The sequence below is a fragment of the Marinobacter sp. genome, assembly GCF_041687235.1.
In the GTDB taxonomy this organism is placed as follows: domain Bacteria; phylum Pseudomonadota; class Gammaproteobacteria; order Pseudomonadales; family Oleiphilaceae; genus Marinobacter.
The window spans coordinates 66,949-91,378 of record NZ_JAWLCH010000002.1; the positions used below are offsets into that span (position 1 = coordinate 66,949).

Annotated in this window: 21 protein-coding genes; 7 read left to right on the plus strand and 14 right to left on the minus strand. The window is 55.5% G+C overall.

Translation table 11 applies throughout. From position 1 onward, the window contains the following. The first annotated feature begins 77 nt into the window (after nt 1-77). Complete coding sequence (locus tag ACESMK_RS04080; RefSeq protein WP_372995543.1) at nt 78-821, plus strand: ZIP family metal transporter; 744 nt, start codon at nt 78-80, stop codon at nt 819-821. 77 nt (nt 822-898) lie between these two features. On the opposite strand, the gene ACESMK_RS04085 is transcribed toward ACESMK_RS04080, so the two are convergent. From ACESMK_RS04085 to ACESMK_RS04095, 3 genes are all read right to left on the minus strand, one after another. Then, a complete protein-coding gene (locus ACESMK_RS04085; protein ID WP_372995545.1) occupies nt 899-1,429 on the minus strand; it encodes a DUF2141 domain-containing protein in 531 nt (176 codons plus the stop codon). Nucleotides 1,430-1,464: 35 nt separating this feature from the next. Next, entirely contained in the window at nt 1,465-2,451 is a 987-nt protein-coding gene (locus ACESMK_RS04090) for a fatty acid desaturase (protein WP_372995547.1), read from the minus strand. A 200-nt stretch (nt 2,452-2,651) separates the two neighbouring features. Further along, nucleotides 2,652-3,092, minus strand: coding sequence for a PAS domain-containing protein (locus ACESMK_RS04095; RefSeq protein ID WP_372995549.1), 441 nt, complete (start codon nt 3,090-3,092; stop codon nt 2,652-2,654). 219 nt (nt 3,093-3,311) lie between these two features. Here ACESMK_RS04095 and ACESMK_RS04100 point away from each other — a divergent pair, with 219 nt between their 5' ends. The 5 genes from ACESMK_RS04100 (at nt 3,312) to ACESMK_RS04120 (ending at nt 6,879) form a co-directional block, all read left to right on the plus strand. Beyond that, complete coding sequence (locus tag ACESMK_RS04100; RefSeq protein WP_230706736.1) at nt 3,312-3,695, plus strand: PAS domain-containing protein; 384 nt, start codon at nt 3,312-3,314, stop codon at nt 3,693-3,695. Between the two features lie 92 nt (nt 3,696-3,787). Beyond that, nucleotides 3,788-4,315: a CIA30 family protein gene (locus tag ACESMK_RS04105; RefSeq protein WP_372995551.1), complete on the plus strand. Its 528-nt coding sequence runs from the start codon at nt 3,788-3,790 to the stop codon at nt 4,313-4,315. Continuing rightward, the gene (locus ACESMK_RS04110) at nt 4,315-5,133 is read left to right on the plus strand and encodes an SDR family NAD(P)-dependent oxidoreductase (RefSeq protein ID WP_372995553.1); all 819 of its coding nucleotides are present in this window, start codon (nt 4,315-4,317) and stop codon (nt 5,131-5,133) included. Before ACESMK_RS04105 ends, ACESMK_RS04110 begins: the two co-directional genes overlap by 1 nt. A gap of 124 nt (nt 5,134-5,257) precedes the next feature. Next, nucleotides 5,258-5,581, plus strand: a complete 324-nt coding sequence (locus ACESMK_RS04115; RefSeq protein WP_372995555.1) for a helix-turn-helix domain-containing protein — start codon at nt 5,258-5,260, stop codon at nt 5,579-5,581. Next, on the plus strand, nt 5,578-6,879 hold the full coding sequence (locus ACESMK_RS04120) for a type II toxin-antitoxin system HipA family toxin (RefSeq protein ID WP_372995557.1): 1,302 nt from the start codon (nt 5,578-5,580) through the stop codon (nt 6,877-6,879). The genes ACESMK_RS04115 and ACESMK_RS04120 overlap by 4 nt, the downstream gene beginning before the upstream one ends. Here ACESMK_RS04120 and ACESMK_RS04125 read toward each other — a convergent pair. After that, the gene (locus tag ACESMK_RS04125; protein WP_372995559.1) at nt 6,864-8,207 is read right to left on the minus strand and encodes an NADH:flavin oxidoreductase/NADH oxidase family protein; all 1,344 of its coding nucleotides are present in this window, start codon (nt 8,205-8,207) and stop codon (nt 6,864-6,866) included. The genes ACESMK_RS04120 and ACESMK_RS04125 overlap by 16 nt on opposite strands. A 171-nt stretch (nt 8,208-8,378) precedes the next feature. Here ACESMK_RS04125 and ACESMK_RS04130 point away from each other — a divergent pair, with 171 nt between their 5' ends. Further along, the gene (locus tag ACESMK_RS04130) at nt 8,379-8,642 is read left to right on the plus strand and encodes a YdcH family protein (RefSeq protein ID WP_372995561.1); all 264 of its coding nucleotides are present in this window, start codon (nt 8,379-8,381) and stop codon (nt 8,640-8,642) included. Between the two features lie 73 nt (nt 8,643-8,715). Here ACESMK_RS04130 and ACESMK_RS04135 read toward each other — a convergent pair whose 3' ends face one another. The 10 genes from ACESMK_RS04135 to fdhF all read right to left on the minus strand — a co-directional run bounded on the left by ACESMK_RS04135 (nt 8,716) and on the right by fdhF (nt 24,420). Continuing rightward, the gene (locus ACESMK_RS04135) at nt 8,716-9,813 is read right to left on the minus strand and encodes a flavin monoamine oxidase family protein (RefSeq protein ID WP_372995563.1); all 1,098 of its coding nucleotides are present in this window, start codon (nt 9,811-9,813) and stop codon (nt 8,716-8,718) included. A gap of 55 nt (nt 9,814-9,868) precedes the next feature. Further along, the gene (locus ACESMK_RS04140) at nt 9,869-10,495 is read right to left on the minus strand and encodes an SOUL family heme-binding protein (protein ID WP_372995565.1); all 627 of its coding nucleotides are present in this window, start codon (nt 10,493-10,495) and stop codon (nt 9,869-9,871) included. 120 nt (nt 10,496-10,615) lie between these two features. Beyond that, on the minus strand, nt 10,616-11,923 hold the full coding sequence (locus ACESMK_RS04145) for a DUF3883 domain-containing protein (RefSeq protein ID WP_372995566.1): 1,308 nt from the start codon (nt 11,921-11,923) through the stop codon (nt 10,616-10,618). Then, nucleotides 11,920-12,315: an HIT family protein gene (locus ACESMK_RS04150; protein WP_372995568.1), complete on the minus strand. Its 396-nt coding sequence runs from the start codon at nt 12,313-12,315 to the stop codon at nt 11,920-11,922. Before ACESMK_RS04150 ends, ACESMK_RS04145 begins: the two co-directional genes overlap by 4 nt. A 42-nt stretch (nt 12,316-12,357) precedes the next feature. Next, nucleotides 12,358-14,745: an EcoAI/FtnUII family type I restriction enzme subunit R gene (gene hsdR, locus ACESMK_RS04155; RefSeq protein WP_372995570.1), complete on the minus strand. Its 2,388-nt coding sequence runs from the start codon at nt 14,743-14,745 to the stop codon at nt 12,358-12,360. Further along, entirely contained in the window at nt 14,742-16,016 is a 1,275-nt protein-coding gene (locus ACESMK_RS04160) for a restriction endonuclease subunit S (RefSeq protein ID WP_372995572.1), read from the minus strand. The genes hsdR and ACESMK_RS04160 overlap by 4 nt, the downstream gene beginning before the upstream one ends. Further along, nucleotides 16,013-17,488, minus strand: coding sequence for an N-6 DNA methylase (locus ACESMK_RS04165; RefSeq protein ID WP_372995574.1), 1,476 nt, complete (start codon nt 17,486-17,488; stop codon nt 16,013-16,015). Before ACESMK_RS04165 ends, ACESMK_RS04160 begins: the two co-directional genes overlap by 4 nt. 167 nt (nt 17,489-17,655) lie before the next feature. Then, nucleotides 17,656-20,295 (minus strand): AAA family ATPase, encoded by a 2,640-nt coding sequence (locus ACESMK_RS04170; protein WP_372995576.1) that lies wholly within the window; start codon nt 20,293-20,295, stop codon nt 17,656-17,658. Beyond that, the gene (locus tag ACESMK_RS04175; protein ID WP_372995578.1) at nt 20,292-21,413 is read right to left on the minus strand and encodes an exonuclease SbcCD subunit D; all 1,122 of its coding nucleotides are present in this window, start codon (nt 21,411-21,413) and stop codon (nt 20,292-20,294) included. Before ACESMK_RS04175 ends, ACESMK_RS04170 begins: the two co-directional genes overlap by 4 nt. A 115-nt stretch (nt 21,414-21,528) precedes the next feature. Further along, the gene (gene fdhF / locus ACESMK_RS04180; protein WP_372995580.1) at nt 21,529-24,420 is read right to left on the minus strand and encodes a formate dehydrogenase subunit alpha; all 2,892 of its coding nucleotides are present in this window, start codon (nt 24,418-24,420) and stop codon (nt 21,529-21,531) included. Nucleotides 24,421-24,430: the final 10 nt, after the last annotated feature.

Genomic DNA, 24,430 nt, shown 5'->3' on the forward strand with positions numbered 1-24,430 from the left:
CTGTTACTCTGGAGCAGGTTTTTCGGTAGTGTGTTTAGCCAAGAGTGTAACTCATACACACCAGCAAAAGAGTCCAAATGGTCCTGGAAGTTACCCTAACAACGGTTTTTATAGCGGCGCTAATCACGGCTCTGACGACGGGGTTAGGTGCGCTGCCGCTGGCTATCAGCAAGAAAATCGATCAGAAATGGCTCAGTATCGGTGCTGCAATCGCCGCCGGCCTGATGCTCGCGGCAAGTCACAGCCTCATTCAAGAAGGGCTGGCCAAGCAGGAATGGCTCACCCTTGCTGGCATGGTTTCAGGCCTGGTGCTGGTCTACCTCGCCTACCGATGGATCGAGAATCAGGGTTCCCCTGACGTCAGTGAATTGAAGGGCGCTGACGCTAAAAAGGCACTGTTGATCGTTGGCGTGATGACCGCCCACTCCTTCGCAGAGGGCATTGGCGTTGGCGTTTCCTACGGCGGCAGCCGGGATCTCGGCGTTTTTATAACGGCAGCCATCGCCGTCCATAACATCCCAGAGGGGCTTGCCATTGCACTTATCCTGGTGCCAAGAGGCATGTCCGTTACCAAGGCAGCCGGCTGGAGTGTTTTCAGCAGCTTACCGCAACCTCTGATGGCCATTCCCGCCTACCTGTTCGTAAGTACCTTCAAACCCATGCTTCCCTTCGGCCTTGGTTTGGCCGCGGGCGCCATGATATGGATGGTGTTTGCCGAGCTTCTGCCGGATGCCAACAAAAAGCTGGAGCCGGCTTCCGTTGGTGTTGTGATTGTACTGGCCTTTCTGGGCATGATGGCTTTCCAGCTCGCCATCCACTAACTGCGGATTTACTGGATCGCCAGTGAGATATTGTGTAACCGTCCGGTAACTCCATCTTGAGTAATGAATAGAGGCGCTCAATAACTCAACCTAATGGCCAGGTCCAGAGTTCCCCCATCGTACGAAAATCTGGCAGCCTCGAACGAAGGCGCACTCATCCCAGCCTCTGCACCGCTTGAAAAACCATAACCTTCCGTGGGAACCCCCAGAAAGTTCGTGTTGAGTTTGCCATCCATATTTTCATCATGGATGACGGCCAGCGCATAGGTTCCCGTAGGAATATCCAGAAAGCTACAACGTGCCTTCGTATCCTGGATTTTCATCATCACTATATGGGTCGCCGAGTGCAGAAACTCTGCAGGGAAACCCTCCGGCGATTCGAAAAGTGCGCAAGCGACAGTCCCTGTGTTGTTTTCAATGTTCGGAATTTTCACATGAATTCCCGGACATGATGGTTGGGCGAAGACAATGGCGGGAAGACTCGTAAGTGCCAGCAGAGATCCCAATGCTACATACCTGACTCCCATGGCGTACCGAATCACGGCAAGCATCGCGGTGGAGGTCAATGCGGATTTCCGATTATCTGATTGACCCATCAGTATTCTCATAGCTCTAATCTCTCTGGCTGGGGTCTCCACTTTCGCTAGGGGAAGGCGACCATCTTTTCCTGGCTTTCGTCCCAGAGTTTGAGCCGGAAGCTGTGCAGGCTCTCCCGCAAGGTCAAAGGCTCTCTGGCGCGCACAGCGGGAACCTCGTTGTAACACTCGGGCAAACGATAATTGGGAATCCGGGCATTGAGATGATGGATATGGTGATAACCGATATTCGCCGAAAACCAGCGCAAAATAGCCGGCAATTGATAGTAAGAGCTGCCTTCCATGGCAGCCCGCAACGCATCCCATTCCCCTTTTCGGGCCCAGTAACCGCCTTCGAACTGGTGCTGAACGTAGAACAGCCAGATACCGCCCATACCCGCCAACCACAGCACAGGCAGCTGAATCAATAAATAAGTCTGCCAACCGATCGTTTGGGCGGCGATCAGGAATACACCAACGATAGCAAGATTCGTGAATAGGACGCTCTTTCGCTCTTTGCGCTGAACTTTCTTGCTCGGCAGCCGGTTGCTGAGCAGGAAATTGAAAATGGCGCCAAAGCCCAGGAGCACCACCGGATTACGGTAGAGCCTGTAAAGCCAACGCTTAAGCCTCGGCAACTCGTTGTATTCGCGTAGGGTAAGCGTCCAGATATCACCAAAGCCCCGGGTATCGAGATTGGCGTAGCTGACGTGGTGACGAAGGTGGCTGAGGCGCCAGTCGTCGAAGGGCGTAAAGACGAGGACACCCAACAGCCGCCCTACCCAGGTGTTGGCACGTGTTGATGGCAGGAACGACCCATGAACACAATCGTGGAACAAAATGAAAAGGCGAACCAAAAACGCGGCCGCCGCTACCGAGAGTGCCAGTGTCCACAAATAGGAAACTTCATGCCGGATAGAGAGGATCATCAGGTACCACAAGCCGGCGTAAGGAACCAGTGTATTGATGAGCTGCCAAATCGCCTTGTTAAGGCTTGGAGTGCGGTACTGTTTCAGTGCCGGACGGGCATCCGGCCATGAGGAATTGGCTTGCATGTCGCCTCCATTCGAGCATTTAGGGTACTCAAGCCATTGAGAACCTTTGCGTTCAGCGCAAGCAAACTTCGGTCAAAATGCTTGGATCCTTAGACTTCATTTTTGACCGCTTATTAACCATGCTAGAACCTTTGATCCCGTTATACAAACGTCTGCCGGGAACCCTGCTGTGGATAATTGATGTGGCGGCTTTTCAGCAGCTAGGCTGGCAAGGCTTCAGTAGTACCGCTGGCCATCATGATAATGCGCTTTACAATGCCCTTATCGGACAAAACCGGTAAATAGCGAGCTTCCAGCCAGACCGGCTGCCCGTCGGCACCAAGATTCAGGAATCGGCCCTGTTGCACGTGGCCTGTAACCAGTTCACGCCAGAACCTGATGTACTCCTCACCACGCGCATCCTCAGGCTTGCAAAGCACCCGGTGATGCTTACCAATCAGGTGTTGCTCCTGGTAGCCAAACATATCCAGAAACACATCGCTGACCGACTCAAACAATCCATCGCCGCTCATTACCGCAAGCGCCACCGACCGTTGAATTGCCTGCCAATCGGCCTCCAGTTCAGCCACCCGGTTCTCGGCGGCCTCCAGCTTTTCCAGAGCGGCCTGCAGTTCCTGCTTTCGTTTACTTTGAAACACCATCAATTTCCTTTCTTCAGCGTACGATCTTTTTACAAGGTAACGAGCAGAACGAAACCCCAGATCACTTCAAGAGCGCGCCATGAGCCATATATCCAAACCTTTTGATGACAGCGGCGTGGACATGTTCGACGTCATACCCAACTGATACAGTGACTGATGCGGTTCGTAGATTAGAAGGGAGTCACCAAACAAAACCAGTTTTAACGCAAAGGAATATGTATGAACAATTCTGAAGACATTCTTCAATCTCCACTGTTTCAAACCGTCGCTGACTTGGCTTTTGAATCGATCATGGTGACAAAAGCTACTTCCGATCATACAAACTCTGTGATCATCTATGTAAACCAGGCCTTCAGCAATCTAACCGGCTATTCTGCAGATGAAGTAATCGGAAAAACACCAGGATTGCTTCAGGGACCGAGAACCGAGAGCGGAGTCAAAGAGCGGTTGGCTGACGATCTGAAAAATAAACGGACCTTTCACGGCGACACCATTAATTACCGCAAGGACGGCTCCTCGTTTGTCATTGAATGGAAAATCGCACCGTTGATGGATGGCGACGAAGTCACGCATTATGTGGCAGTCCAGAGAGCTATCGGTTAGGGCTTATAAACGCGTCCGAGCAGAGAGCGACATTGCATCATTAACGTTTCGACCACCCAGCGCAGTGAGCACCTGCGACCGAAAGAAAGCCAATGAAAGACACGCACAGTAACAGCCGCGGCAGCCATACCCTGGTTACGTTCGATACCAAGGGCGAGCGATTGGAATGGGACTCCCTGGGTGACCAAGTAATGGGCGGACAATCCGACGGAGCGCTGGTTAACTCTGCGGAAGGCGTCGGTCTCTTTCAAGGCATCGTGCGATTGGATAACGGCGGCGGCTTTGCCTCTGTCAAAGCAGACTTGCCGGAACCCGTCGATGCCTCACAATGGACAGGCATTGAATTGCTGGCAAAGGGCGACGGAAAAACCTATAAGATCGGCCTTCGCAACAGCACCAACCGGCGAACCATTGTTTACCAGCATGCATTCACACCAGGTACAGAAGAATGGAGCCGCATCCGACTCCCCTTCAGTGAGTTCATCCCTACCTGGCGCGGCAAAACATTGACCGATGAGGTAGCACTGAATCTTTCGCACCTGGCTTCAGTCAGCCTATTTGTTTCCGGGCGCCAGGTTGGTGACTTTCAACTGAAGATGCAGGATTGGGCTCTGTACTGATGACCAAACTCGCCCTGGTAACCGGTGCCAGCGCCGGCATTGGCCGTGAAGCCTGTGCCCTCTTTGCCCGGAAAGGCTACCGGGTGATCGCGCTGTCCCGACAGCCAACTGGTGTCGAGTCTGCCGATCTGGAGCTGGCGCTCGATCTTGAGTCCTTTGAGCAGATCGAAGGCCTTGCCGCCACGCTGGAGGCAGAAATTGCGGCAGCCGAGCGGGTGATTCTGGTCAACAACTCCGGTTACGGGCAATTCGGCGCGCTTCGCGACCTGTCCGAATCCATGTGGCAAAAGCAGTTCAGTACCCACGTATTCGGCCCCATCAAGCTGGCTGCTGTCTGCCTGGGGCTCTGCGAACAGCACGGTAAACCCTTGCGGGTCATCGCGGTTAGCTCCGTTCTCTCCATCGCACCCCAGAAAATGAAAGGCGCCTACTGTGCCGCCAAATCCGCGATGAACACGGCCCATGAAAGCTTCTGGTTTGATGAACAGGGCAGCAACAGCCTGGAAAGTGTCTCACTTGTGCTTCCGGGCCCCGTGGTGACCCGATTCAGAGAACATGCCCTGGCCGCTTTGCAGCCCGTGCTTGGGCAGGCAAGCGCCGTGCACCAGGAAAAATACGAAGCAATGGAAGCAGCGCTCGCGCCGGGCGCCAGAATCAAGCCCTTTACAGCCAGTGCGTCAGACGTCGCGAGAAAGATTGTCAGGGCTGCAGAAGCAGGACGTCCCAAGCCTCGATATCTGGTTACACCCCAGACCTACGCTGCCGAATTCGTCACCCGGTTTATCCCCCGCTCGATCCAGAGAATCCTATTGAGGTAGGCAACCATCCGCTAAAGCCGGCCCCGTTTGGGCGGCAAGCCGAATAGCAACATATGTATTGCAAAAACTATAAATAGCAACTACCGTGTTTCATATGGACTAATAGCAACCTATAAGCTTCATCATGAATTCACTACTCGAACAGATAAAAACTCGCCGTAAAGCCTTGGCGCTAAAGCAACACGACATGATGCTGCGCGTGGGGATGTCCCGCCAGCAATATCAGCGGCTGGAATCCAAAGGCAATCCGAGGCTCGATACTCTTGAGCTGGTAGCCAAAGGACTTAAAAGCGAATTGCTGCTTATTCCGCAGGAAAAGCTGAGCGCGGTGTTGGCTGTACTCGCGGAAGATTCAACGACACCTGGCGGGCCAGATCAATCCACCAGGATAAAAAGTGAATCACTAGCCGATGATCCATGGCAAGGATTGCTAGGAGAAAACGAGTGAGCCCAAACGCCAACGATGAAGTCAATGTATTGCAGCTCACCATCCATGGCGTTCTGGTGGGCTACCTCGCGGGCTTTCAGAATGGTCGCAATGTATTGAGCATTGCGGATACCTTCAGAAATAATCCCGCACGCCCGACATTCAGTTTAATTACCCACCCCACGTTTCCGAATGCAGCCAGGCTAATGTCGGAACCGTGGGCACGAAATCAACGACTGCATCCTGTACTGTCTAATCTGCTCCCAGAAGGCGCCCTACGTGAACTCACAGCGCAAGTCCTGAAGGTGCATGTTGATAATGAATTTCAGATACTCTCGTATCTCGGAAATGATTTGCCGGGGGCTATCGAAGCCACCCCCATGGACCCTCAGGAGGTTCCCGCCTATTTACTCGACAACGTGCTAAACACTCACGGGAAAGTCAAAGCGGTCAAATTCGATACAGAGGCTCTTCGTAACAAAGGAAAAGACCGGTTTTCCCTCGCTGGCGTGCAAATGAAATTTTCCATGAAGGAAAGCGATGGGCGTTACAATTTGTCGCAAGACAATGTGCTGGGTGACTGGATCATCAAAACGCCCTCCACCAAGCACAAATTTGCACCGCTGAACGAATACACCGCCATGTCACTGGCGGGGCTCGCGGGTGTTGATATTCCCGAGATCCGTCTTGTTGAGCTGGACAAGCTCGATAATCTGCCGCAAATCAACCTACCCGATGAGAAGCAAGCCTTCGCCATCAAGCGCTTCGACCGCGAGGGCAATCAGCGCATTCACATGGAAGACTTCGCCCAAATTTTGGTGAAGTATCCGCACGAAAAATACACATCCGCGAACTATGAGGCTATCGGCAAGGTCATCTATGATTTTTCTGGCGATGGGCTGGCCGACGCCCAACAGTTTGCCAGGCGTTTGTTGGTTAATATTATCCTGGCAAATGGCGATGCGCACCTGAAGAACTGGAGCTTGCTATACCCCGACAAGGTCACACCGCGACTGTCCCCCGCCTACGATATTGTGACTACCAATGTTTATATCGAGGGAGAAACCCAGTACGCGCTCAATCTCGGCAAAACAAAGGAGTGGTATGCCGTCACCATGGCGCACTTTCAGCGGTGGGCGGAAAAGTCAGGCGTTCCGTGGCGGGCGATCAAGCCGCATTTGGACGACACGCTAAGCAAAGCACGGGACCTATGGCCGGAAGCTTTAGATACACTGCCGATGGATGAGACTCACAAAAGAGGGCTGAAAGAGCATTGGGGTAAACTTCACCAGGATTTTAAAATCTATACCACTGGCTGACGGCGGGCCTTCTTCACCCGCCGGGACCGGCTCAATTCATCCTTAACAAAAGCCCCAACGGCCTTGAGGATACCCAGGTCAGGATCAGCCTCCTCGCCATCCGCCAGCCGGAAAATCTGCTGGTAGTACCAGGCCTGGCCGCCCAGCACGTTGATGACTTTAATTGGCATCAGTGGACTGGCGGGCGAGAAAAACCCTCGCTGGGCAAGCTTGATGTGATCTTCGTGGCAAACCGTCTTATCGATGCGCCCTTCTAGCAGATCCTTAGGCGTATCTGGATCCGTACAGAGCGGCCGGCCAAGGCCAATCACGTCAGTTTCGCGATTGGCAATCGCCTCTTCCATAAACGCCCGTGTTCGGAATCCACCGGTGACCATCAGCGGGCAATCGCACACTTCGCGAATCTTCTGAGCGTAATCCAGGAAGTAAGCCTCCCGCTTGCAAGTGCTTTCCCTCATGGCCGGCCCCTCGCTCGCCGTGCCGGCATCACCACTGTATCCAAGCAACCGCGGCTGTTCGTAGGTGCCGCCGGACACCTCCAGCAGATCAATACCCTCCTCATTGAGCCACCGCACCACGTTCACAGACTCGTCGAGCGTAAAGCCGCCCTTGCGGAAATCGTCGGAATTCAGCTTTACCGCCACCGGAAACTCCGGCCCCACAGCGGCACGCGTCGCCCTCACCACCTCAATCAGGAAACGGGCGCGATTTTCCAGCGAACCACCCCAGCGATCGGTGCGCTGGTTGGTGACCGGCGACAGAAAAGAGGACAACAGATACCCATGAGCCCCATGCACCTGAACGCCGGTGAAACCCGCCTCCTTGGCGATCCGGGCCACGTTGGCAAACCGCTGGATAAAGTCGAGAATCTCCGGCTCCGTGAGTGCCCGTGGGCGGGCATAGTTGCCCATCAGCGAAAGCTGCACCGCCGAAGGCCCCATTGGGCGTGTGGTCACGTATCGCGGCGACTGCCGACCGGCATGGGATATCTGCATCCATAGATGGTTGCCATTGCGGGTTCCCGCCTCGGCCCAGGCACGCAACTGCGCCATACCCTCGGGCTCACCCTCCCCTTTTGTTAGATCTGGCGCCGGATCAATCGCCACATTACCCGGTCGCTCCAGCACCCGGTGATCAATCATCACGTTGCCGCTAATCAGCAACCCTGCTCCGCCATCGGCCCAGCGCCCATAAAGGGTTTCATGGCGATGGGTGGCGTGTAGCTGATCGTCTGCCAGCCCCTCGGTCATGGCAGCCTTGGCAAGTCGGTTAGGCAGGACGGCTCCGCAGGGGAGTTTCAGAGGTTCGGCGAGGGGCGATTGGGGCATAACTTCATCCTGATGGTTTTGAATGTGGTAATTTCCGGGTTACGAGCTCAAGACAATCATGAGCAAAAATGCCTACGCCTGCGCGGCTTGTCACTGGTCGTCACTCTGCCGTATGGTCCTCCGTTCACAGCGCAATTTTAAACACACCTCGCGCTCAAAAGGATTGTCTTTATGTCACTGGAAAAACACGATCTGATTCATGAATTCCCCGAATCAAAAGAAGCTATTCATAACCTGAAAACCAGCAACAATCATTTCGCAAAACTGTTTGAAGAGTACCACGAGGTAGATCATGCAGTTCACCATTTCGAAGGTGGTGCAGAGCAAACCTCTGACGAGCATTTGGAGGATCTCAAGAAACAGCGCCTCAATCTGAAAGACCAGCTTTCTGGCATGATTCGCGAGTACGAATCCTCGCCTGAGAAACAGAAGTAACCCGGCAACTATTCCCCGGGCTCGGGCGGAAGCCCAGCTCGCGCCGGGGCTCCGCCCCTTCCCTCGAACAGTCCTAAAATGAATCCAAACCGCGATTTACCGCATCAATAGCGCCGGCCAGATACCCCGTAAACTCACGTGACCACTCACTGCCAATTCCGGTTACCCGGTTAGCCCATGCACCTGAGCTCGGCGACAAGGCAGGCACAGGGTGATCGCCAGAGGATCTTTGATCCACGTCGGTGGCGGTGTAAATCTCTCTAGCCCAGTCCTTGATAAATTCTGCCTCTGGATTCTCCGCTTGCGAACCAAACAGTCGCACGAACTGTGTGCGGCAAGCAGTAATAAGCTCTTCCTCAGAAACACGACTGCGCACGTCAGCAGGTACACCCAGGAAACCAAACAAGGCCGCCCTCCCGCCCGGAGTAGAGGCATCGTGGATCTCAACCATCGGCCCAACGGCACTCCGAGCCTCCCCGGATAACCCTTGCTCTCGCCAGAAAGGCTGATCAAACACGGCAATATATTTTGCGTGAGGGGCCATCCAGGTATCTGTCTCTCGCCACCGTCTTGCAAGCTCGTTCGGCAAGGCGGGCGAAAACGTAAGCTGAGACTCAACTAATCGGGGCGGCATGGCCAACAGCACATGTTCTGCAAAGTGGCTAAAGGTCTCTCCATTCGCATTTTCGCTCACCAGCTCGACATGTGGTTCTGACATGCGCAGATGACGAACCGCCTGGCCCGTCACTACTCGCGCTGAATCAATCCGCCGGTATAACGCATCAATGAGGGTATACATGCCACCGGCGATTCGCATAGAGGGCGGAGAATTGACGTACCCACGTGTTCTCTCAGGCGGCTGATTCGATGAACGCTCCAGAAGCATGTCGCCGGTTTCAAATTGTTGGAAGGTCTCTAGTTCAAGTTCATCTACCAGTCGCGCCATATCGGTCTGGAATGCGGGCCAAAACCAGGAGGGCCCGAGATCGAAGCCCACAACGCCTGACGCATCCGGTTTACCATCAGAGTGGATCGTAGAAGCAATCCGCCCACCAAGAATCTCCCGGGCCTCGAGGAGGACATAGTCTTTGATGCCCTTCTTCTCTAGTGAATAAGCGGCGTATAAACCCGCCAGGCCGGCGCCAACAATGGCGACGCGCACGTTTTGCATGAATAAACTTCCTATGATGATCGTGATGCCTGGGTGAGTAGACTGATACGCGCTATCACTGCAAATTGTTTATTGGGATCAAAATTTCATTTCGCCTTAAAAACCAGGGCATGAACGGTGCGTTATATCGCGCCCAGACTGGCTTGCCCTGAATAATGAATCCCTTTTTGTTGATCCATTCCTCCAACTTCAACTTGTTCTTTTGATAGCTCGATTTGCTCCAAAACCCGGAGTACTCGATGGCTGCCATCGTCCGCTCGGGCACCTCGCGTATGGTGATCCTCTCGTCCCTGGGTTTCGGAGTGGTCTGCATCGTAAATGATCCAGGCATCATAAAACTGACCGCCCATTTCCCGTCGACCTGCGTCTGCCCTACCGGTGCTGTCATGTCGATTTTCTGGCTCTCAGCCACCTGACCAACGGGCGCAGTCATGGCGATTTCCTGCTGGGATTGGTTATTGCCGGAAATGTATTTAAACAAGCGACCAAAGGCTTCACTGCCCGCCTCTTCAAATTCCGTATCGACGACCGTCTCTGCAAGGATCTGCGGCTTATACTGACGCACCTCCAGATTCTCCTCCTTCAGGAGTACCGTGTATTCCGCTTCTTCTGTCGCCATGGTGGTTGCCGATAAGAACATTGAACAAAGCGAGAAAACGAGCGCTGCCTGCCGCTTGTGCATAATGTTTCCTTTCATTTTTACCTTCAGGCTGGAGGTCTACCGGTAACCATCCCTCTAGAATCAGCGCATGGCTCCTGGAGTTTTCTATCTTCGAATAAGACGACCGGAAAATGTCTCGCATTAAAACCGAGCTCTGTAATTTTGCGGCAACAAATGCACATGTTGCTCAATCGCCCCCGGCAAGATGAAGAATTTCGGAGCAGTGGTAAATTCGTAAACCCGATACAAACGGAACGCGTCTGAGTATTCGTTAGAAAACGCCCGCTCGTTCTCGCTAATGAAAAACGGCAGATACTTCCCTGAGTTCGTCGCCTTAACTTCCAGGAAGCGCTCTTGATCTCCAGCCGCATCAAAAGAGCGAATGTCGAAGCCCAATCCATCGCCACGCTCCTTACTCGACCACTCGACATCTCCCGCCAAGTCCGGTCGACCTTGAGCGGTAAGCCTCTGCTTCTCCATGCGAAGAACAAATTCTTCAGCGCGCTCGCCCAGCTGGCGATTTCGGCGTTCCCTTTCAGAGAAGTCGATACGTTTCGCCAGGTAGCTTGGCCTGCCTTCAGCGACATAAGGAATGCGCTCTGGCGGCTCCGGATCAAACACTGAATCCCACGCCCGATCATTATGATCCGGCTCTTCGGCGACCTTATCCGCAACTAGATTAACGTCATCAACGACCTTCTGATGGCCCGCAAGATAAGACAGAACTACCTGTTTGAGCTGTTGCTGATAGTTGAAAGCAGGTTTGTAGCCGGGGATGTATGGAAGCCCCAATTCCAAGAGCACAGCGCTGACGTTCTGGTGTTTGTATTCAATCGATCCTTCGGAGCGATTATTCAAACGCGGCTGCAGCGTCCTGCGGTGCTCTGCTTTGCTGTACGGCGCACCGACGAGGTGTTTCTCGAGCATTGTCACGTAATCATTGACTAGAAATTCACACTCCAGCCAGTCCCAGCCGCCACGTTCAGGTTTAAGGAGGTTACGAATCGACTTCTCATCAAGGCTAGTCAACAGCGCGGATCTAAGAAGCTCCCGGGCAATCTGGTTTCCCAGCAGCTCGAACAACTCATCGTCCAAATACGCATGGTCGACGTGGGCGTTAATGACGCCCGGCGATGTTGCCGTTGTCAGTTGCTCATATGACTCGCGCTGACCGGGTCTAACTTTGAGGTGCCAAAACCCTTCGCTTCGGAGATGGAAGTACGGTAGATGGGGATTGTTCCGATCCGAGGGAGACGCCAGTTCTTGAAAGCGTCTGGTAAAGTGACTTTTAAGATTGTCGTCAAAATAGAAACGATTATTCGCAACTTCACCCGACTCAACGAGATCCATGACCGCCTGCAACATGGCCACTTTGTGAGGGCTCTTATTAGCACCGCCACCGTTCACTCGAAGCGTTGAGAAGCGCTTCTCGTAATCAAGCAAACTCACCGACCGCTCCAGTAATCAGCTTTTTCCGGGATGACCCATCGCACACCACCACGTGGATCTTTTTGATCTCCCGCGTACCTTGGAATCAGGTGACAATGCATGTGCAGAATCGTCTGCCCTGCTGCCGTTCCACAGTTCATACCAATATTGTAGCCATCCGGCTGATAACGCTCTTCAAGCCACTGCTTGCCTTGCTCTACCAGCTCCATGATGGCTTTTTGCTCAGCCGGAGTCAGATCAAACCAGTCGGCGGCATGGCGATTGGGAACAATTAACAAGTGGCCTTCAGAAACCGGAAAGCCATCCAGGCGGATATGAGCCAACGAGTTCGACGGCATTGCGCCTTGTTCTGATGTTTCTGCGACAGCGCAAAATGGGCAGCTTTGTTCCATTACAAACTCCCTGTTGCCTTCGTAACGTTGGCGAGCAGCACTTCAATATAAATTCTTTTGGAACCCAACAAACACATCTCGTATGTTCGCTACCGGCCCCAGCTCCTGAACCGCATCCCGAACGGTGTGATATTTCAGCTCAATCAACTGTGGCAGTTTGTCCGGGTCCAGCTCACCAACACCACGTTCCACATAATGGTTCAGAACAAAGCGCAGAAAGTCCTGCTGTCGGTAATCGTACTTACCGAAAATCTGTTCTCGATGAGCCTCGACCCGTTCCGAGCGAGTGACCGGAGGCTGATTGAATGCGATGAAGGCAAGCACATCATAAATGTCGCTTTTTTCGGCCTCGATCATTCGGCCAATTTCCTGGAGATGATCCGCGCCGTAGCCTTTCTCCTCCAGCCCTTCCATCAGCTTTTTCCGCGTGTCTGGGCGGCTCCATAGTTCGCGGAGTTTGTCTTCATCGGCAAACCACTCGGGCAGATCGCCATAAAGACGCTGGATAAACTCGGCGGCAGACATGGGCTTGCCATCCGGGCCCCAGAAGGTCGTGGCAACCATGTGCTGAATAGTGCGCTCCTTGCCATCGGCCATCTTTACTTTCACCTTGCGCTTCTTCTGGCAAATACAGAGGCGCTCACCGCAGTTCGGACACGGCTCTGGTGGTTCCTTCTCGCATGCGCAGGGTCGTTGCCCGCATTCAGAACAAGGCTTTGGTGGCTCTACTGCGCAGATGCAGGGTATCTGGCCGCACTGGCTGCAAGGTTCAGGCGCAAGCGGTTCACCGTCCCACTCTTCGTCGTTAAAGTGCTCGTAGGCCTTCACAAAGTCGTAAATGGTGAAGTATTCCTTGCCATCGAACAGTCGGGTGCCGCGACCTATGATCTGTTTAAACTCGATCATGGAGTTCACAGGGCGCATTAAAACAATGTTGCGAACGTTGCGCGCATCGACGCCGGTGGAGAGTTTTTGCGAGGTGGTCAGAATGGTAGGGATGGTCTTTTCGTTGTCCTGAAACTGTCTGAGAAACTGTTCGCCAGCCTTACCGTCGTCTGCCGTTACCCGCTCACAATAATGCGGGTTCGTGCTGGTCTTCATCTGGTTGATGAGATCACGCACTGCCAGCGCATGTTCCTGCGTCGCGCAGAAAACAATGGTTTTCTCGCGCTGGTCAATCTGGTCCATGAACACCCGAACCCGATATTTTTCCCGAGCCTCGATTTCGATGACGCGGTTAAAGTCTGACTCGGTGTAACGCCGGCCTTCTTCAATCTCACCTTCCACCACATCGTCGTCGCTGGTGTAGACATAATCATCAACGGTGGTGGCAATCTGCTTCACCTTGAAGGGCGTCAGGTAACCGTCGTTAATGCCTTCTTTGAGGGAATAGATGTAGACCGGTTCGCCGAAATAAGCGTAGGTGTCGGCGTTATGGTCGCGTTTTGGGGTTGCGGTCAGGCCAAGCTGAACAGCGGGGCTGAAATATTCCAGGATGCCGCGCCAGTTGCTTTCATCGTTCGCGCCGCCACGGTGACACTCGTCGATGATAATGAAATCGAAAAAGTCAGGCGGGTAGTCACCAAAATTGGGTGCCGGGTCGCCGTTTTCATCACGCCCTGTCATGAACGTTTGGAAGATAGTGAAGAAGATGCTGCCGTTCTTGGGCACGCGGCCTTTCTTGCGGATGGTTTCCGGATCGATCCGTACCAGCGCATCCTGCGGAAAAGCGGAGAAATCGTTGAAGGCCTGATTAGCTAAAATATTGCGATCGGCGAGGAACAGAATACGCGGCCGCCGTCCTGGCTCACCAGAAGCCTGCGCAGCCAGACTCCAGCGGGCATGAAACAGCTTCCAGGTGATTTGAAAGGCAATGGCCGTCTTGCCGGTGCCGGTTGCCAAGGTCAAAAGAATACGGTCGCGACCACCAGAGACGGCTTCCAGCGCTTGGGAAATGGCGTTGTGCTGGTAATAGCGAGGCTCCCAGAAGCCGCCCTTGTCCTCAAACGGCACGGCGCCGAAGCGTTCGCGCCAGACATTGCGCTCGGCAAAGGTCTTCGCCCAGAGTTCATCGGGAGATGGATAGCCCGAAACCAAACCTTCTTCGCCGGTGAGCATATCCACTTGGTAGATCCCGACGCCATTGGTGCTATAGGCAAATCGTGCATGAAGCCGCTCGGAATACCGTTTGGCCTGACCCAGACCCTCTGTTGCAGGCAGGGACCGCTTCTTTGCCTCAATCACAGCCAGCTTCTGGCCTTGATAGGTCAGCACGTAGTCCGCAATATCCGCCTTTGCCCGTCGTCCGCCGCCCTGCAGCCGACCCGGCGCGATCACTTCTCGCCGCACCCGGCTCGAGTCCACCACTCCCCAGCCCGCTTCTTTCAAGGCCGGGTCGATCAGCTCGGCTCGGGTTTCTGCTTCATTCATGCTACGGCCTCATCCACCTCTGGTTCACCTGCTTGCGCTGTGAGTTCGCCGGAGAAGGCTTTCTGTAAAAGTGATTGTTTCAGCTCTTTTAAAGCTGAAAGTTTGGTTTTGTAAAGCTGTTCCAAACGCCTGGACTCCCTCGAAAGTTCACCAAAAATCTCCGTGTAACGTTCTTGAGCTTCCATAGGTGGGAAAGCAATTGGCAACTCGAGTTGTTTAGTGATTCCAATGTAGGCCCTAGTCGAACCAGCGCCAGCAATTCTGGCCATCTCGCGTGAAAACCTAGGAGAATGAAAAGCGTAGTAAAGAAATTTTTTCGATAATATTTCAGTGTTTTTCACTCGATAATACGTTACTTGCGGAGTAAGCATTACGTAATCGAGTTCAGTTTCCAGTATCGCACTCCTGCCGATAGTGCCTTTGTGAGACAGTAAAACGTCACCGTTGATAGCAAATCCCTTACGAAGCGAGTCTGCTTGCCCTCGGCTTATGAAATTACAGTCGGTTTGGTTTACGGTCCCGTTAACCAAATCTGCGGCCATAATGAAGGGTATACCTGATTGAACAAAATCTGCTTTTTTGGGGTGTATTTCGCCATGATTACCATCTGTCGGTTTTTCTATTACCCCTTTACTTAATATCCCGCCAATCGTTGTTTGAGTCCAGGAAGAAGACGATTGGCTAAAAACTGAATTCAAATAACTCTCAAACAACTCCCGAGCATTGGCGAGGTTCTTTTCGGTATTCGCCATCGCTGCGTCGATGCCGGCAAAGGCTTCATCGAGGATGGCGACAATGCGTTTTTGAGCTTTTAACTCTGGCAACGGGATTAAAATATCGCCAACTGATTTTGGGCTGACATTCTTTTGCGCGACGCCATGCGAACTTGCGTTTAGGGAATCTCGAAAATTTTGAGAAGACAAAAAATAATATAGGTACTCGGCAGAAATCTCTTGATTGCTGATCGGCGTGATTTTCGCTACACGCTGATTTAGGGCCACTGGAAGATGCCTTTCTTCAACAACGGCTACGCGACCAATATTGCCAGTCAAAGAAGTTAGGATATCTCCAGCATGCAATTCAAATCTCTGCGTTCTCGAGTTCAAGACAACATACTTCGGTTTATCTAACACCAAACCACTAGACTGCACGTTCCCAATTCGAACCAAAAAATGGCCGCTTTCCGCATACTCGCTACTCTTAAATGCGAAACCACTCAATACATGAACAATTTTTCTCAATGGAATCCAAGGAAAATCATCAGGCTTCATAAAATTCCCCGAATCCCTTCCAGAATCTCTTCGCTTTCCTTATCGAGCGTCTCAATCTCGTTGATGATCACTTCCGGATCGCGAAGAGGTTCCTCTTCGGCCTTGTTAGGGTTCTTCACCGACAGGTCAAAGGACTCCGGGTCCACATCGCTGATGCTGACAGCCCAGGAATTCTCGGAGCTCTCAAAATTCGCTTGCCGTGCGACAAAATCTTTCAGATCGTCGTCATTCAGCGGGTTAGTCTTGCCCAGGCTACGTCCGGGGTCTAGCTGGTAGTACCAAAGCTTTTGAGTTGGCTCACCTTTCTCGAAGAACAGCACCACGGTTTTCACACCCGCCCCGAGGAAAGTGCCGCCGGGGCAGTCGAGGATGGTGTGCAGGTTGCAGCTTTCCAGCAGTTCTTTGCGCAGGGCCTTTGAAGCGTTATCCGAGTTGGACAAGAAGGTATTTTTGATCACCACCGCCGCACGGCCACCCGCTTTGAGGTACTTGATGAAATGCTGCAGGAACAGGAATGCCGTTTCGCCGGTTTTGATGGGGAAATTCTGCTGGATCTCCTTGCGCTCTTTGCCGCCGAAAGGCGGATTGGCGAGGATGATGTCGAAGCGATCCTTCTCCTGAATATCGCTCAGGTTTTCAGTAAGGCTGTTGGTGTGGACGATATTGGGCGTCTCAACGCCGTGCAGGATCATGTTCATGATCCCGATGACGTAGGGCAGACTCTTTTTCTCTTTGGCGAAGAAGGTGCGAGTCTGGAGGGTTTCTAGGTCCGTCGTGGACAGTCGCTTGTCATCACCCTCCCCGTCCGGACCATAACGCAAATAATCGTGCGCTTCGCACAGGAAGCCCGCCGACCCCGCTGCAGCGTCGTAGATACGCTCGCCGATGGTCGGATTAACCACTTTGATCATCGCGCGGATCAGCGGGCGCGGCGTGTAGTACTCGCCGCCGTTGCGCCCGGCGTTGCCCATATTCTTGATCTTGGCTTCATAAAGGTGTGACAGCTCGTGTTTCTCGGCCTGGGAGCCAAAACTGAGTTCATCGATCAGTTCGAGGGCGTCCCGCAGGCTGTAACCGCTGGCGAACTTATTGCGGATCTCGCCAAAGATTTCTCCGATCTTGTATTCAATCGTATCGGTGCTGCTTGCTCGTTCTTTGAACCCGTGGAGGTAGGGAAACAATTCAAAGCTGACGTACTGGATCAGGTCATCCCCGGTTAGGGCATTATCGTGATCAAAGCTGCCATCCGCCTTTTTGGGCGCGGCCCAGCGGGACCAGCGATGGGCATCATCAATAATGAACTCATAGGACAGTCCACGCAGTTCCGCTTCCTGGGAACGCTCAAATTCGAGGTCGTCGAGGTACTTGAGGAACAGCATCCAGGAGGTCTGTTCCGTATAGTCCAGCTCGGTGGCGCAACCAGCCTCTTTCCAGAGGACGTTATCGATGTTTCTGAAGGTTTGTTCGAACATTATGTTTCCGGTAATGAGTGACTATTTTCGTAACCTGTGTCCGCTTTGGGATGGTCGTCGCTGGTCTGAGAAACGTCAATACAAACTGACTGGATATTGTGCTCTTCAGGTCGCGCCGAAAAGATCGCATAGTGACGGAGAAGCCCTGCTTTGTTTCACTAAGGGGACTAAACGCCCTGCTCCTTAGATGCCTGAATATCCACCGGCGCCACCCCCAAGTCCTGCCACTTCTCTGGATGGCAAGTAAACAGCAGTATCTGATGCCGGCTGGCTGCATCAAACAAGATGCGTTTCATGTCTTCCAGGCGGTCGCTATCACTGTGCACCAGGGTGTCGTCCAGGATGACCAGCGTTGGCCTTCCCGCTTCCCGGAGTAAGTCGGCATAGGCCAGGCGGCTGATCAGGCCCATCTGTTCGCGGGCGCCAAAGCTCAGTTCGGTGATCTGCCCCAGTTCGCTGCCCCGGCTAAAGGTGCCGGGCCGTAACTGTTCGTCCACTTCCAGCGATGCTTCCGGGAACAGCACTGAAAGGTAGTGGTTCAGGTGTTTCTGCAACGGCGCCTGGAGGCGGCGTGTCAGGGCCTGGCGCTTTTCGGTGAGCAAATTCAGGAGCAGATCCAGTGCCTGGGCGCGGCGGTGCAATTCCTGATAGCGGCGGTTGCACTGGTCGTACTCCGCCTCTTTCTCGTTGAGCTGTTCTTCCAGCCCTTCTGCGCCCCAGGCTTCCAGCCTGACTTTGATATCACGGAGTTCTCGCCCCCGGTTCTCCTGGGTTTGGCGCAGTTGGTTAACCGCGTTCTGGTAACGCTCGATGTCCTGTCGGAGAAACTCCGGGCGGGCTTCGCGGATTTCCCGTTCGCGGCGTTCGAGGCTGGCTTGCAGTTCGGCCTGCTGTTTTTCGATGTGAGCCAGGTCGGTGGTTATCTGGCGGAGTTGCTGTTGCCGTTCCGGGCTCTTTTCTTCATCCGCCAGCCGCTGCCATTCGGTTTTGGCGTTGTCCCGGGCCTGTTTCAGGGCGGCTAAACTGGACTGATGCGCGCGCTCATCGGATTCCGCTTTATCCAGTGCGGTGCCAGCCCGGGTGAACGCTGCCTCCGCTTCTTCCAGGGCCGGCACATTCTCTTTCGGGTCCGGTTTGGGAGTGGCTTCCAATTGTTTTTTTGCTTTCTCCAGCTCGCCGTCCGCCTCTTTGTGGTCGGAGGCAAGTTGCTCAAGGCCTGCCGGCGCCAGAGATTTGAACAACTCGTCGGCATGCTTCACGGCTCGTCCGGCACTTTCAAAAGCGGAAAGACGGTCCTCCGCCTGTTGCAGGGATTTCACGCCAAGGGTCTTCAGCTCTTCTTCCAGATCTTCCTCAAGGGCTTTTAGCTTCCTCCGGGTGCTGGCCAGCTCTTCCCCGCCCGGCGTTATGCCCAGGGTACCCACGCCGGGAATCACCAGGGTCGATTCTTCCAGAAGCTGCTGCTCGCCTTGTCCGGTAAGCGATTCATCGTTCAGCGTCAGCGATGCGCCAGCATCCAGCTGCCAGCTCAATCGGGTGGCGATGGTCCGTGAGCGAATGGTTTCTTCGTTCAGCTGGTTGCCCGTTGCTCGCAGTTTCTTGACCAACTCTGCATCGATGCGGTTTTCCCGGGCCTGCTGCCTCGCTTGCTCCAACTGCTGGTGGTATTCCTTTGCTTTGGCAAGGTTCTGGGTCAGCACTTGTTTTTGCTGTTCAAGCCGGCGGACATCCTGCTCCAGCCTTTGTCGGGTTTGCAGCAAACCCGCCAGTTTGCGTTGCTTTTCCGCTTGCTCATAGGCGGTTCTGGCTTCTTGCAAACGGCCTGCAATCGTCGGCGTTTGGGCTTCTGCGGTAGCGAGGTCTCGCTCCGCTCGGTCCAGTTCGGCTTTTCTGCCCTCAAGCTGGCGACTGAGCCCTTCCAGGTGTTCCTTGTTCTGCTGCAACAGGCGGTGGTTTTGCTGTAGCTGGCTGAGCGTGGCTTTCTCCTGGTTCTGTTGCTGCTCCAGGCGCTCAACCTGCTGATAGCGTGCGCGGGCTTCCTCCAGCTGGCGCTGGGCGTCTTCCCATGGGCGCTCGGCCTCGGCCTGATCATATTCCTGGGCCAATTTGCCAAGCCGGTCGACCTGTTCCTGGTATTTATGCACCCGCTCCTTCAGCTCTTCTATTTCCAGCTCATATTGAGCGCGGTCTTTTTCCAGTTTCTGGTAATCGCCCCGGGGCTTGCCGGTGCCGGTCAGCAAGGTGTCCCGCTGGCTGCGAACCGTCTCGATCAGGTCGTCGCCCCCGGAACTGGCCACCTCTCCGACCATGGAGTTCAGGGCGGACTTCAGATGATCGCCGGCATGCTCGATGGCCTGCTCGATGTCCTGCCCGGTGCCCTGCTCCACCCACAGCAGTCCCGGTATGCCCCAGTGCTCGGCTTTGCTGGCGCCACGTTTCGGGTACTGGTAGCCCAGCAATTCGGCCAGCTTTTCTTCGGCGTCGTCTTCACTGTAGGTATCAGTGCCGACAACCAGGTCGCACCGTTTGCGCTGGAGAAAGCTTTTGGTAAGGCGCCAAGCACGGTTGTCGTGCTCGAAATCCAGCTCGATGGTGGGCGCCGCGGCGGAGTCGCCCCACGGGCGCAGGTCATCCACGGCGGTTGAACGGTAGCGCTCGAAAAACGCGGCGCGAATGGCACGTACCAGGGTGCTTTTGCCGGACTCGTTGGGGCCGTGAATCAGGTTGAGGCCGGGTTGCAGGTTATCCAAAACAAAGGGTTTGCGGAACTGGCGCAGCTGTTCAATGCGCATTCGCTGCAGCTTCATTGCCCCACCTCCTGTTCCCGCTCCCTGAGCAGCCCCGCCAGAATGGCCAGCGCGTCCCGGGCGACATCGTCCTGGGCTCCTTCCTGCCGCTCCCGCAGGCTTTCAACCACCTCGCCCACGTAGCCATCCGCTTTCAGGGCCGCAATGTCTTCATCGGTGGGTGCCAGCTGAAGTCCGCTCCGCTCACAGCGAAGGCTGCGGAATCGTGCTTCGGCAACCGACAAGGCCTTCAAGAGTGTTTCTTCTCCGGCCAGGGTCACCGAACCGTCAAGGCGCAGATCAACCACGGCGGATTCCGGCAAGGCGTTCAAACGCTCCAGCAGTTGCTCAAGATCGGAGTGGACCGCCAGGGTTTCCCGAAACTGGTGCCATTGATACCGACCGGTTGGTAGTTGAGTCACTGTCGGGGTTGCCCCTGGCCCGGACACGTCAACGATCAGGGCATTGCCTGCTTCGTTGTTACGAAACCGTTCCGGCTCGGGCGTCCCGCTGTACCAGGTGCGCTCATCAATCTGTTTGGTGCCGTGCCAGTCGCCAAGGGCGAGGTAGTCCAGGCTGCTGGCTTTTGCTCGTTCTGGCGCTATGGGGTTGGTGGAATCAATCTCGTCCGGCAACAGGCCCTGGACGCTGCCGTGGGCCAGGCCGATTCTGAGAAAACCTTCAGGGGTTTCGTAGCCGCCGAATGGCTCGGTCAGATCGCCATAGGTATGGCGCTGGGTCAGCGGCGCGCAGAGGATGCTGAGGCCTTGTGGCTCCAGATCAATAACGCCGGGCTGAAGCGCGAGATGCACGTTCTCCGGTACCGCACCCAATCGCTGGGCTCGGGTCCACACGCTCTCTGCCAGCGCTGCGTCGTGGTTGCCTGGCAGCATGATCCAGGGGCCGGTAAACCCCTTTGTGGCGTTGAATACACGCCGGATGGTGCGGTCGGAGACCGTTTGGGCATCAAAAACGTCACCTGCGACCAGTACCGCATCGCAGTGATGCTCATTGGCCAGCCGTGCAAGCGTTTCGATGGCCTCGAACCGGGCCTCGACCAGGGCTGCGCCGTCTTCGGTCTCGAAACGGGTAAAGGCCCGGCCCATCTGCCAGTCTGCCGTATGCAAAAACTTTGGCATTTTATCTACCTGAAAGATCTGGGAATTTTGGCGTTATTCTAGACCAACCGCGAGCAGTTTACAGACGCGATGCGACAATGAACGTCGTTCGGGAGGAGCCTGTTTGTCTGGGAAGCTACGCCGGGCTCAACCTGCAAGCTGCATACTTGAATTCCGGGATCTTTCCGAACGGGTCCAGGGCCGGATTGGTGAGCACGTTCGCTGCCGCCTCCACAAAGGCGAAGGGAACAAACACCATGCCCTCCGGCATGGTCTGATCGGCCCGCGCCGTCAGGGTGATGGTGCCGCGCCGGGTGGCAATTTGAATGTCATTGCCCGGTGCTACGCCCATACGATCCAGCTCAGCGGGAGCCAGGTAGGCTGCCGCTTCCGGCTCCCGCTCATCCAGCACCCGGCTCCGACGGGTCATGGCGCCGGTGTGCCAGTGTTCGAGTAATCGCCCGGTTGTCAGCACAATGGGATAGGCGGCATCCACGGGTTCGTCCGGTGGCAGCGGGCTGGCCGGTGAGAATCTGGCGCGGCCGCCTGCGCGCGGGAAGGCATCGGAGAAGACAACGTCCTGGCCCGGGGCGTCATCCGCGGGGCATGGATAGGTAACGGACCCCTCGCGCTCCAGGCGAGACCAGGAGATATGATCCAGGGAGTGCATGCCCTGCTTCATTTCTTCAAACACTTGCTCGGGGCCGGCGTAGTTCCATGCCAGCCCGAAACGCCGGGCCATTTCCTGAATAACCCACCAGTCGGGCTTTGCCTCCCCCGGCGGCGCCAGTGCGGCACGGCCCATTTGCACCTGGCGGTTGGTGTTGGTGACGGTGCCGGATTTTTCCGACCAGGCGGCGGCAGGCAGGATAACGTCGGCAAACTGGGCGGTCTCGGTGACGAACAGGTCCTGCACCACCAGGTGCTCAAGGGCAGCGAGGGCAGCCCGGGCGTGGGTCAGGTCCGGGTCGGACATTGCGGGGTTTTCGCCGAGGATGTACATGCCCTTGATGGTGCCTGCCTTGATGGCGTCCATAATCTCCACCACGGTGAGTCCCGGCTTCGGGTCCAGTTCGGTGTTCCAGAGCTCTTCGAAGGCGGCGCGCAGCTGGGCATCCCCGACGGGTTGGTAATCTGGCAGCACCATGGGGATCAAACCGGCATCGGAGGCGCCCTGCACGTTGTTCTGCCCGCGCAAGGGGTGCAGACCGGTACCGGGCCGGCCGGTGTGGCCGCATGCGAGCGCCAGTGAAATCAGGCAGCGGGCGTTATCGGTGCCGTGCACGTGTTGGGAGATGCCCATGCCCCAGAAAATCATCGCTCTGTCAGCCTCGGCGTAGGCCCGGGCCACTTCACGAATGGTGTCGGGCGCCACGCCACAGACCGGGCTCATCACCTCCGGGGTCATACCTTCAACGCTGACGGCCAATGCCTCGAAGCCTTCGGTGTGGGCGTCAATGTAGGCCTGGTCGAAGAGTCCTTCGCTGATGATCACATTGAGCATGGCGTTGAACAGTGACACATCCCCACCCGGCGAGAAACGCAGGCTGCGCCAGGCATAGGCATCCAGCGCCTGGCCCCGGGGGTCGATGATGATCAGCTTGGTGCCGTTTCGTGCTGCCTGTTTGAAGTAGGTGGCAGCCACCGGGTGGTTTACCGCCGGGTTGCAGCCGGTAAGGATGACCACATCCGCCTCAAGCGCCTGCATGAAGGAGGCGGTGACGGCGCCAGAGCCCAGGCACTCCATCAATGCGGCCACGGAACTGGCGTGACAAAGCCGCGTGCAGTGATCAACGTGGTTGGAGCCGAAACCGGTGCGCACCAGTTTCTGGAACAGCCAGGCTTCTTCGTTGGAGCATTTGGCACTGCCGAAGCCGGCGAGCGCATCCGGTCCGTGCTGGGTTTTAAGTTGGGTGAGCCCCCCTGCCGCCAGATCCAGCGCCTCTTCCCAACTCGCCTCTCGAAAGTGCGTTAACGGATGGGCCGGATCAAAGTCCGGGTCGAGCCCCTTGGGGATGCCCTCCCGGCGAATCAGCGGCCGGGTGAGCCTTGCCGGGTGAGACGGATAATCAAAGCCAAAACGGCCTTTCACGCAGAGCCGGCCCTGATTTGAGGGGCCGTCTTTGCCCTCCACAAACAGGATGCGTCCTCGCGGCTCGCCTGTTGCTCCCTCGGCAGAAGCGGGCTTGTCTTTCACGTGATAGGTCAGTTGGCAGCCCACGCCACAATAGGGGCAAATGGAGTCCACGGTTCGGTCGGCCGTGGCAGAGTCTCCGTGGCCCTGGGCATCGATCAGGGTGGCGGGCATGAGCGCGCCGGTCGGGCAGGCCTGCACGCATTCGCCACAGGCAACGCAGGTGCTGTCGCCCATGGGGTCATCGAAATCGAACACTACCTTGGACGCGGCACCGCGATGCGCCAGGCCGATGACATCGTTGCCCTGCACTTCGCGGCAGGCGCGCTCGCACAACCCGCAGGTGATGCAGGCGTCCAAGTTCACGTTCATGGCAGAGTGAGTGGCGTCATGGCCCCGGGCGTGGGCCAGCGAGTCCGACCGCGGCGCAACATGGTGAACCGTTGGATCGTCACGCTCTGAACGGGCCGGGAGACGTTGACGCACGGCAGCTGCATCAATGGCCAGTTGGTCCACCGTTTCCCATAAGTGGCTTGAACGATCGGGGCTGCTATCTTGCGCAGGTTGATCGGCCAGCAGCAATTCCAGTACCGCTTTCCTGGCTTCCTGGGCTCTGGTGGAACCGGCACTTCGCACCACCATGCCGGGCGCGGCCTCGCGAATACAGCTTGCGGCGAGCACCCGCTCACCCTCCACTTCCACCATGCAGGCGCGGCAATTGCCATCCGCTCGGTAACCCGGGGCGTCTTTGAAGCACAGGTGCGGAATGGTCTCGCCGGCGCGCTTGGCCACCTGCCAAAGGGTTTCGCCGGGGTGGGCCTGAACTTCCACGTCGTCCAGTGTCAGGGTGAAGCTTGTGGTCGCATCAATCATGGCTGTTTTCGATTCGCTCATGGCTGCCTCC

What these genes read in the sequence shown, in the direction of transcription:
- ACESMK_RS04095 (WP_372995549.1), bottom strand. Translation starts at nt 3,092, where the DNA reads ATGGTGTTTCAAAGTAAACGAAAGCAGGAACTGCAGGCCGCTCTGGAA.
- ACESMK_RS04160 (WP_372995572.1), bottom strand. Translation starts at nt 16,016, where the DNA reads ATGAAGCCTGATGATTTTCCTTGGATTCCATTGAGAAAAATTGTTCAT.
- hsdR (WP_372995570.1), bottom strand. Translation starts at nt 14,745, where the DNA reads ATGAATGAAGCAGAAACCCGAGCCGAGCTGATCGACCCGGCCTTGAAA.
- ACESMK_RS04115 (WP_372995555.1), top strand. Translation starts at nt 5,258, where the DNA reads ATGAATTCACTACTCGAACAGATAAAAACTCGCCGTAAAGCCTTGGCG.
- ACESMK_RS04175 (WP_372995578.1), bottom strand. Translation starts at nt 21,413, where the DNA reads ATGCCAAAGTTTTTGCATACGGCAGACTGGCAGATGGGCCGGGCCTTT.
- ACESMK_RS04130 (WP_372995561.1), top strand. Translation starts at nt 8,379, where the DNA reads ATGTCACTGGAAAAACACGATCTGATTCATGAATTCCCCGAATCAAAA.
- ACESMK_RS04125 (WP_372995559.1), bottom strand. Translation starts at nt 8,207, where the DNA reads ATGCCCCAATCGCCCCTCGCCGAACCTCTGAAACTCCCCTGCGGAGCC.
- ACESMK_RS04140 (WP_372995565.1), bottom strand. Translation starts at nt 10,495, where the DNA reads ATGCACAAGCGGCAGGCAGCGCTCGTTTTCTCGCTTTGTTCAATGTTC.
- ACESMK_RS04090 (WP_372995547.1), bottom strand. Translation starts at nt 2,451, where the DNA reads ATGCAAGCCAATTCCTCATGGCCGGATGCCCGTCCGGCACTGAAACAG.
- ACESMK_RS04170 (WP_372995576.1), bottom strand. Translation starts at nt 20,295, where the DNA reads ATGAAGCTGCAGCGAATGCGCATTGAACAGCTGCGCCAGTTCCGCAAA.
- ACESMK_RS04150 (WP_372995568.1), bottom strand. Translation starts at nt 12,315, where the DNA reads ATGGAACAAAGCTGCCCATTTTGCGCTGTCGCAGAAACATCAGAACAA.
- fdhF (WP_372995580.1), bottom strand. Translation starts at nt 24,420, where the DNA reads ATGAGCGAATCGAAAACAGCCATGATTGATGCGACCACAAGCTTCACC.
- ACESMK_RS04080 (WP_372995543.1), top strand. Translation starts at nt 78, where the DNA reads ATGGTCCTGGAAGTTACCCTAACAACGGTTTTTATAGCGGCGCTAATC.
- ACESMK_RS04100 (WP_230706736.1), top strand. Translation starts at nt 3,312, where the DNA reads ATGAACAATTCTGAAGACATTCTTCAATCTCCACTGTTTCAAACCGTC.
- ACESMK_RS04165 (WP_372995574.1), bottom strand. Translation starts at nt 17,488, where the DNA reads ATGTTCGAACAAACCTTCAGAAACATCGATAACGTCCTCTGGAAAGAG.
- ACESMK_RS04085 (WP_372995545.1), bottom strand. Translation starts at nt 1,429, where the DNA reads ATGAGAATACTGATGGGTCAATCAGATAATCGGAAATCCGCATTGACC.
- ACESMK_RS04135 (WP_372995563.1), bottom strand. Translation starts at nt 9,813, where the DNA reads ATGCAAAACGTGCGCGTCGCCATTGTTGGCGCCGGCCTGGCGGGTTTA.
- ACESMK_RS04110 (WP_372995553.1), top strand. Translation starts at nt 4,315, where the DNA reads ATGACCAAACTCGCCCTGGTAACCGGTGCCAGCGCCGGCATTGGCCGT.
- ACESMK_RS04105 (WP_372995551.1), top strand. Translation starts at nt 3,788, where the DNA reads ATGAAAGACACGCACAGTAACAGCCGCGGCAGCCATACCCTGGTTACG.